At 37.1% G+C, this 9,422-nt stretch carries 9 protein-coding genes; 5 read left to right on the forward strand and 4 right to left on the reverse strand.

The window, feature by feature from the left end; genetic code table 11:
* Positions 1-1,313 (reverse strand): SymE family type I addiction module toxin (locus K322_RS0113190; protein ID WP_026627307.1); only part of this gene is annotated, 1,313 nt, incomplete at its 3' end.
* A gap of 16 nt (positions 1,314-1,329) precedes the next feature.
* Positions 1,330-1,908 carry a hypothetical protein gene (locus K322_RS0113195; RefSeq protein WP_026627308.1) on the reverse strand — a complete coding sequence of 193 codons (579 nt, stop codon included), beginning with the start codon at positions 1,906-1,908 and terminating at the stop codon, positions 1,330-1,332.
* A gap of 702 nt (positions 1,909-2,610) precedes the next feature.
* Here K322_RS0113195 and K322_RS0113200 point away from each other — a divergent pair.
* A complete protein-coding gene (locus K322_RS0113200) occupies positions 2,611-3,639 on the forward strand; it encodes an FKBP-type peptidyl-prolyl cis-trans isomerase (protein WP_026627309.1) in 1,029 nt (342 codons plus the stop codon).
* Positions 3,640-3,814: 175 nt separating this feature from the next.
* The gene (locus K322_RS0113205) at positions 3,815-4,879 is read left to right on the forward strand and encodes a tyrosine-protein phosphatase (protein WP_026627310.1); all 1,065 of its coding nucleotides are present in this window, start codon (positions 3,815-3,817) and stop codon (positions 4,877-4,879) included.
* A 94-nt stretch (positions 4,880-4,973) separates the two neighbouring features.
* Here the strand turns inward: K322_RS0113205 and K322_RS0113210 are convergent, their stop codons facing one another.
* Positions 4,974-5,393 carry a helix-turn-helix domain-containing protein gene (locus tag K322_RS0113210; RefSeq protein WP_026627311.1) on the reverse strand — a complete coding sequence of 140 codons (420 nt, stop codon included), beginning with the start codon at positions 5,391-5,393 and terminating at the stop codon, positions 4,974-4,976.
* Positions 5,394-5,508: 115 nt separating this feature from the next.
* On the opposite strand from K322_RS0113210, the gene K322_RS0113215 reads away from it, so the two are divergent.
* Together K322_RS0113215 and K322_RS0113220 are read left to right on the forward strand one after the other, a co-directional pair.
* Positions 5,509-5,766 (forward strand): hypothetical protein, encoded by a 258-nt coding sequence (locus K322_RS0113215; protein WP_026627312.1) that lies wholly within the window; start codon positions 5,509-5,511, stop codon positions 5,764-5,766.
* A gap of 99 nt (positions 5,767-5,865) precedes the next feature.
* Entirely contained in the window at positions 5,866-6,180 is a 315-nt protein-coding gene (locus tag K322_RS0113220) for a hypothetical protein (protein ID WP_026627313.1), read from the forward strand.
* Between the two features lie 289 nt (positions 6,181-6,469).
* Here K322_RS0113220 and K322_RS0113225 read toward each other — a convergent pair whose 3' ends face one another.
* The gene (locus K322_RS0113225; RefSeq protein WP_026627314.1) at positions 6,470-7,972 is read right to left on the reverse strand and encodes a helicase HerA-like domain-containing protein; all 1,503 of its coding nucleotides are present in this window, start codon (positions 7,970-7,972) and stop codon (positions 6,470-6,472) included.
* Positions 7,973-8,210: 238 nt separating this feature from the next.
* On the opposite strand from K322_RS0113225, the gene K322_RS19425 reads away from it, so the two are divergent.
* Positions 8,211-8,966: a NigD1/NigD2 family lipoprotein gene (locus K322_RS19425; protein ID WP_051290798.1), complete on the forward strand. Its 756-nt coding sequence runs from the start codon at positions 8,211-8,213 to the stop codon at positions 8,964-8,966.
* Positions 8,967-9,422: the final 456 nt, after the last annotated feature.

Genomic DNA, 9,422 nt, shown 5'->3' on the forward strand with positions numbered 1-9,422 from the left:
ATCGTATACTTGCCTGTTGTTGCATAATTGTGGATCTGTTTATAGATCGTTTGATCCGAAACTATATTTTGAGTGACAGTTGCTGAACCATCTCCAAAGTTCCAGACAAGCTTAGTCGGTTGATCAGCAGAAACACCAGACATACTTACTTCAACTGTGTATCTAAAATCGTTACCTGTGCAGACGAAGGATTTTTCTTTACCTTCAAGAGTGAGATAGCCAGTAGCAAAAGTTGGCAATCCCCATTGAGGATCAGAGGAAAAGAAGTTAGCAATCTTTTTCACAATGGTTCCTCCATTATCAGGATTCATTATCACAAACAAAGCTCTATCTGAATTATATCCCGTTCCATACATGCGACCATCTGTATGTTTTTGTATACATGATATTCGTTCATTATAGATTGTAGACATTACACCCCCTGAGATGAAATCATTTAATTTAATAGAATAAAGAGCACCTCCATCCCAATTACAAGCAATAATAAGCCATTCCCGTGATGGGGAAAATTCTATCTTGTATACATTATTAATATCTTGCCTTACTTTTACATTGGTTATTGCACCGGTAGCATTATCAAAGTCAGCAACCAAACTGAAATTTTTTAGAGATACGGCAGCAATTTTTGTATAATCTGGAGATGCAGTCAAATAACCGACTGTAATTGTATTACTAGTTGGCAGTGATGCTGTAAAATTAGTCATACCAACAAAGGAAATTCCTACAGAAGTAATCTTCCATATATAAAAAGTAGTCCTGTCTCTATGTATTAGCCAGTAAGCATCATTTGCAGCATTAGGAATCGCCATTATATTCTCACCACGTTGCCCTGAAAGCAGGTTGACATTTTTAGTTATCACAGACCCCAATCCTCCTTGTTGAGACATATCCACTATTGAATAGTTTACCCCTGTTGAGCTAGATTCAGCATTTACTGATATGATATAGTATTTATCTGTATTGCCAGGCATAGGCACAACGATACCCGATTGAGATGCGGAAGAATTGCCAAGTAATCCTGTACCATTATGCATAACGACATTGTTCGCATTATATACAGTACTTCCATCCGATGACATTAATAAATTACCGTTTCCATCTGATAAGGTAAAACAACCTTCTATGGTATTTATCGGTCCCTTTACCATCGTTGGAATATTCGGTACACTAGAAGCATCTGTGGCTATTTTAGTTTGGAGATTATTAAAGTTTAGTCCAACATTCTTTCCAAAGTACCATAAATTTGTTTCTTTCTGAGCCTGTCCTTGTAAAAAGGCCATTGCCAATATTGCTATAAATATTATTCTTTTCATTTTCTACCCAGTCATATTATTTAATAACAAAAACCACATTCATAAAAGTAGCATAGTCCGCCTCCTTCAGTATATCGTAGTTAAGCACCCCCGAAGCATTCAGACTATTGATTTTCAGTACTGTATTATCATAGAAAGTAATGTAGTAATATAAGTCGGTTGCTGCTGTAAAGTAAGGAATACTGGCAGGTGCACCCGTACTTACTTTGGTCGGAGTATTGAACTGCTTTTTGTATTCAGCATACAAGTCAAGTGTTTGATTTGTTACTACAGACGTTGCATCAATAGCAATAGAAGGCATATAAAACGACCCCGACTGAGTATCTTTGGCAGACAGGCAAACCCACGATGGAGCGGCTGATGTTCCTGCATTCTGAGAAATACATTTCAGGTCGGTATCATAAACAAGTAAAGCCGGTGCAGGAGTTGCAATTGCCAGACGTTGAGCAGTCGTCATACGCGGTATAAGCACCCCTTTGTTGGTACTAACGATATCTAAAGCCGCCGAATTATCGGGACTGGAAGTATTGATACCTACTTGAGCATAAGATGCCATAGCCATCAGGCTAAGAGCAGATAAAAAGATTTTTTTCATTGTCATTTGTTTGATAATTAGGGGAGCAAACCCTTTTGTTGTTTTATTTAGAATGTTATTTATCAAAAAAAAAGATAAAGAATGCAGTAAAGTGCATACACTGCACCTTACTGCAAAGAGTAATTGGCTTGTAGCTAAACTATTGCCTGATGTAGTATAAGAACGACAACAAAACAACAATGACATTATCGGACATAGTTTGCCAAGCCGATTTATATGTAAATTGGTATAAAAAACGAGAAGTACGAGCACACGAAAAACTACTCCGTCATTTTGACACAATAGAAATTTTGTTTCTGAAATTTTTTGATTATTTGTTACGCATGGTCTGCGTCTCTCTCTCTCTCTCTCTCTCTCTCTCTCTCTAATATTTTACACGACATAGCGAAACGTGAATCGTTAAAATTCAGACCGGATTCGATATTTTTATGTGTGAAAATTTGAGACATGAATGAGTTGTTTATGATTACAAATATATAAATAGTTTCGAATCTTGCAAAACTAAGGTATCACATCGCAATTGTTACAATATATTAATGGCTTAAGAAAAATCACTATTATCTATAAAATCAATTATTTTTGTCGCCATTATTTCTCTAGATATAAAAGAAAGTATTTAAATGATATACTTTTATTTAATAACAGGCTTTGGTTATTTTACTTACCAAAGCAATAAATAGGTCTGAGACCTTAAATAATTATATGAAATATATTACACTATCCGCTTTATTACTTGCAGGCATATGTACATCGGGCTATGTATCTGCAAAAAAGAAAGACAAAAAACAACAGGCGACAGAACCTGCCGTTACGTTAACAACTACACCTTTAACAACCGAAACAGATACACTGTCGTATGCGTTCGGAGTATCACTCAGTGAAGGCGGGCTAAGCCAGTATCTTCAGCAATTGGGATTGATAAGCGATACAGCACAAATCAGGTCTGATTATGAAAACCAAATCAACTCTGCGACAGCACAAGCTGAAAAAGACCATCTTTCTCAGGAACTATCGGCTAAACTGGATTCTGTAACAACAGCAAACAATTTTAATACCCAACAATTATTTAAAGGCATTCTGGAGAAACTGGAGTCGAAAGATACCAATAAAGCATATACAAGCGGACTCGAAATCGGAGGACAGCTGTTGAGTATGTCTGATAGGTTTTCGGAACAAGCATTCGGTGCTTCCGGAAATAAACTTAACAATACTGCATTATACGAAGGAGTAAAAGATTATATATCGAAGCAACCGCTTCGTGTAGAGAATAGTCAGCAGCTAATGAACGATAAAATGGCTGAGATGACAGCTAAAGCAGATGCACAGAAGAAAGAGCAATATGCAGAAACGATTGCTGCAGGCGAAAAATTCATGGCAGAAAATGCGCAAAAAGAAGGTGTAGTTACTCTTGAAGACGGATTGCAATATAAGATAATAAAAGAAGGGACAGGCCCAAAACCTACACTTTCTGATCAGGTTAAAGTACATTACAAAGGAACATTTATAGACGGAACGGTATTCGACAGCAGTATCGACCGTGGAGAACCTATTGTTTTCGGGCTTACCGGAGTTATCAAGGGCTGGACAGAAATTCTTCAATTAATGCCCGTAGGCTCTAAATGGGAAGTATATATCCCTTACGATCTTGCATACGGAGATGCCGAAAGAGGTAACATGAAGCCTTATTCGAATCTTATATTCGAAATAGAATTGCTCGAAATAGTAAAATAAGGTCTTTGACCTTAAATATTCCTAAAATAACGGGGGATGAAGGTTAATAACTTTCATCCTTCTCTATTTTTTGATAAATTGCTAACGAATTTTGCTCGTCATGATTAACTTTTAAGGTGCACAAGCCGTACAGTGAATAAAAAAATACGGCAAAGCATATTTGAACCAGACTATCGTGAGAATTAATAATATAACTAAACTACTCTTATTCGGCACACTAGTTGTATCTACCGGCTGTACCAAAAAGCCGGAGATATCTTTTTCGTGCGACAGGGATAAAGTCGGAAACTATGTTCTCAAATGGGAAGTATCGCCACAAAATGCGGCAGACAAAATCAGCATATATATGTCCGACAACGATTCTGTATTCACAGAACTTCCCATACTCGTTGCGGATATCAATGATTATGTAGCCAGTATTCCTGCTCAAGATTCAATTTCAAGAAATTTTTTTCAGTTAAGGGTTAAAAATACTTATTCGGGCATTATATCCAATCACTATTTCAGAATGGATAATATCCAAAATTTCAGAGATGTCGGTGGATATTATACCAGCAGCGGAGTGCAGATAAAATGGGGTATGATATACCGGGCGGGCGATTTTTCGACATTATCAAGCAAAGATTATCAAACACTCAATAAATTAGGAATCAAAACAGTTATAGACTTTCGCGAAGAAGAAGAGCGGGCTATGAATCCCGATTTATTCAGAGGTGAAAACCTCATTTCGCTGCCTATCAACTCCGGAAATAGAACCTACATAAGAGAACGTGTACTCGACGGCAGTTTTTACCGTGGAGATGCTATTGTTTTTACTCAAGATATGTATAAGGCTCTCATAGAATATTCCTCTGATAAATACGCTGAGTTTTTCGACCTGCTCTGTGATGAAAATAACTACCCCATTGTTTTTCACGGCTATCTAGGAAAAGACCGCACAGGACTGGCCGCCTATTTCCTGCTGAGAGCACTAGGTGTACCCGATGATACAAACCAAGACGATTATTTATTCTCTAATTCATGTATAAGCGAACAACAGGTTCTGGGAGAAGCCCGTTTTCTGCCCGAACGCATGCAAGAGGCGGCAACAGTAATCTGTAAAGCAGATCTTTCGTATCTGGATTACGCTAAAACATGGATGATTAATTTAAACGGATCTGTTGACGAATATATGACGGAAAGACTGCGTTTGACTCCCGAAAAAAGAGAAAGACTAAGAACTCTTCTCCTATATAAGTAACAGATAAATATTTAATGACGTATTTTACAGCAATAACTACCTGCTGCGGTTATACCTGCAAAGTTTATAAATAGGTCTCAGACCTTAACTCAGATTATTCCTTAGAGGCTACAACGATATCCCCACGCTTAAACATCTCAATAATATTCTGCTTGTTTTCGTTTTCGGATTTCAACAGACTGATCTGATCCTGTAAAGCTCTGATGTACTCGTTTTCAGTCCTTCGATATTCCGAAACGGGCTCTGCCAAATGCGATGCGGCTTGTTTTACCAAATATTCAAGAGGTACTTTTTGGGCAATAAACATCTGCCCTTCACCGGTTATCAGCCAGTGAAGATTTACTTCCGGAAAATTTTCCCATATCTTTAGTACATTCTTACATCCGGTATCAGTACCCTCCCGAATTACTTTTGCAAATGTCTTACGGGAAACACCGACTTTATCTTCAAAGGATGTAATACTTTTACAGCCTAAAGCTTTTATCAAAACATTCAGCCTATCCCCAAAAGTCATAGTGTTATTTTATGGTAAAATTTATCCAAAAACTGATGATTATGGACAAATTTTATCTATATTTGTGCTCTCATTAACTTTACATGTTACAAAAGTAACCAAATTAGTGAATAATATGGCTATAGAGAAAAAATACTATTCTTTTATGCCGGGATTGGACAAAATAGCAAAATCGGAATATAGTAAAATTCAAACCGAAATAATCCTCTTTCTAGGCTGCTCAAAGCAAGATTATTACAGAAAAAGGAGTTGCTACGTAAACATTCCGGCTCACGTAAAGGAAGGCATTGAAGCTATCTTTAAAAAATATCAGATTGATGAACCGGAATGTATCTGGGAGATAAAAAGCTCTGGAGATAAAGTACAAATCTAAGGTGGTAGCCCTTTATTGATTAGCAAACATGGCAGTTATCGTTTTGTAGTGTATCATTAAGTACTTTCTGCTTATTTAACATAAATTACAACACTTACAATGAAACCTTTGATAAACATAGAATATAGCGACATATCTGTCATTATAGACTTCAAAAAAGCTTTTATATCATTCGATCAACGTTATGCGGTCAAGGGGTATCCTATTCCTTGTGAAATGTTTTTCAAACCTTCTCCCGAAATTTTGAATTCAATAAATACATCCGGGGTAGTCATAATAGATGAAGATTTTACCCGGTACAACAAAAGCGAAAACATATTCAGAACACTATTGGTTCCGACCAAGACGTATGATGAGGAAAGGATGATAGACATCCTTTGCAAATCACTCTTAGCATATAAACAAACCAGATAGTAGCCCGAGGATTTTTTTAATGTGTTGATTATCTGCTGTAATTATAACTCACACAATAATAAAAAGACCGAAAGATACCGGATTTGCATTTAACCAACAGCGATGCAAATCAACTACACTCTTTCAATACATTGTTAGGACTCACTTAACTTAACAATTCAATTTCTCTACATTGAGTAAACCCGAAAGGCAAGATTTAGAAATCTTGCCTTTCCTTTTATAAATACAATTTAACCCTAATAAAAATTATCTATATTTTTGATTATAACCGATAGCAAACGAATCAATATTACCTTCTCTTTTTACCGCCAAAAAACGAGTTTATCAACTGTTTTGCAAGCGGAACAACCACGGCAGACGCTATAGCTCCCCACATTTTAGTTCTCTGTTTCGAAGCCTGCTGATCGACTTTTTCCTGTGCTCGTTGCTCTTTTTCCTGTTCTTTACGTGCCTTCTCGTCAATTTTGTCCTGAACAGCTTTTTCTTTCTCCTGCTGAATACCATTCAAACGCCCGGTGAGTATTTCATATGCAGATTCGCGATCGACACTCTGGGCATAAAACCGATTTACAACTGACGAGGTTATAATAGCCTGACGCTCCTCTGCCGTCAAAGGGCCTATCTGTCCCTCGGGAGGTAATATAAATGCTCTTTCAACAGGTTGTGGGGCTCCTTTTTCGTCCAATAGAGAAGTAAGAGCTTCTCCGGTACCCAGTTCCGATATCGCTGTTTCGGTATTAAAAGCAGGATTAGCCCTAAAGCTCTGAGCAGCTGCCTTTAATGCTTTCTGATCTTTCGGGGTATATGCCCTTAATGCATGTTGCACCCGATTACCAAGCTGAGACAATACAGTATCGGGGATATCCGATGGACTCTGCGATACGAAATAAATCCCGACCCCTTTAGAACGGATAAGGCGAACAACCTGTTCCACTTTTTCTACTAAAGCCTTAGGCGCATCATTGAAAAGCAGATGGGCTTCATCGAAAAAGAAGACCAATTTAGGTTTTTCGGGATCTCCGACTTCGGGTAAAGTTTCGAATAATTTAGTCATCATCCAAAGCAAAAACGTAGAATATACCTTGGGAGAATTCATTAGTTTATCGGCAGCCAGAATATTTATAACGCCTTTGTCTCCTGATGTTTGAAGTAAATCATCCAGATTGAGGCTTGGTTCTCCGAAAAAATAATCAGCTCCATCCTGCTCAATCTGAAGTAAACCTCTTTGTATAGCTCCGATACTCGCTGCCGAAATGTTTCCATAATTAGTAGTAAACGCACCTGTATTATTTCCTACATATTCAAGTATCTTCTGCAAATCCTTCAGATCAATAAGTTCAAGAGATTCATCCTTCGCTATCTTAAAAACAATAGACAACACCGCACTTTGCGTATCATTCAGATTCAATAAGCGGCTCAATAATAAAGCCCCCATATCGGATACTGTAGCTCTCACTGGTGTTCCTTGTTCGCCAAACACATCCCAGAGCTGAACAGGGAATGGCTCAAAAACAAAGCCTTTATCTTTTAGTTTATAGGAGTCTACACGTTTTACAACACTGTCTTTATTTCCTCCCGTTTTAGCAACACCCGATAAGTCGCCTTTAACATCAGCTGCAAATACGGGAACACCCATTTTACTGAAAGTTTCGGCCAGATTCTGCAATGTTACAGTTTTACCTGTTCCTGTTGCACCAGTAACCAGACCATGCCGATTTGCCATCTTCGATAGAAGATATATCTCTTTATTCTCGGAAATTGCTATAAAAGCTCTTTTTTCGTTGTCTAACATATTCGTGAATATAAAAAAGTAGTTAAGGTCTTATTCCGCATTACGATATGCCAAAATAATAAAAAGCATTGAAATCAAAAGTAAAATTTCGAAATAAATAATACCACACACTCTTTTAATTGAGTATCCCTCATAACCACTAACACTTTCTTTTACTTATTTTAATTCTTCATGCAACATTTTTTCACTTCGTGCATCTATAAGGTATAACATATAAAATTTACGATAGTTTTCTCAGATGAAAATTCTAAAATACATATTTTCGCTACTAAGTATAGTTACCATAACTACTGTATTGCCCTCATGTGATGACGATGGCTACAGTCTCGACAAATATTCGCTGGCACTGGCGACAGTACACCCTATAGATGCCGATTCAAAAACATACTATCTTACTTTGGATGACGGAACCACATTATGGCCTGCTGCATCGAATGTTATATATTCGCCCAGAGGAGATCAGAGGGTAATTGTTAATTACACGCTCTTGTCTGATCAGATCGGAGAATACGACCACTATGCGAAAATAAACGGAATACAGGAAATATTGACCAAAGATGTGATAGACCTAACTTCGGCTAATGAGCAGGAAGTAGGTAACGATCCGATAAAAATACTGGATTTATGGACTGGCGACAATTATCTGAATATACATTTCGGAATCAATGTCGGCGGAGCGAAAACACATACAATAAATCTGGTAAAGAATAAACTAACTGCTGCTCCCTCTATCAATGAAGATGGAACCATTGAACTGGAACTCCGACATAATAAAAACGGAGATGAAGAAAAATATGGTCTTAAAAACTATGCAGCTTTCGACCTGCGTCCTTTGCAGATAGCAGGAAAAGATTCGGTTAAAATAACCATCAAAATTACAGACTATGACAACGAAACCAAAATATATTCTGTGACTTATAAATACAAAGAAAATTCACAAGATAAAAATAAATATATTACAGATATGCCTGATAACAATCATCTGATCAGATAATCAGGTATTTTGATAATTACTTTTTGATTTTCCTAAAGAAGAGGTCCCTGTGAAGAGATCTCTTTTTTGTATTTAAGAAATAATATCTATATTTGCCCTATAAACGACTTATACATGCCTCAAATTTTCACACATAAAAATATCAAATCCGGTCTGAATTTTAACGATTCAGGTTTGGCTATATCGTGTGAAATATTAGAGAGAGAGAGAGAGAGAGAGAGAGAGAGAGAGAGAGAGAGAGAGACGCACCTGGCGTAACTAATCATTTTTTTAACAAAACAAAATTTCTATTGTGTCAAAATGACGGAGTAGCTTTTCTTGTATACATACCTCAAATATCATATATCAATTTATTATTAAACCGTGCGGACAAACTGTATGGAGCAGTCTTGTTGTTGTGTTGTTGTTGTCGTTCTGATTCTGCTTTCAGATTTAAATTGTCCGACAATCGGTTTT

The organism is Indolivaga capnocytophagoides DSM 22835 (assembly GCF_000426485.1).
GTDB classification, from domain to species: domain Bacteria; phylum Bacteroidota; class Bacteroidia; order Bacteroidales; family Dysgonomonadaceae; genus Dysgonomonas_A; species Dysgonomonas_A capnocytophagoides.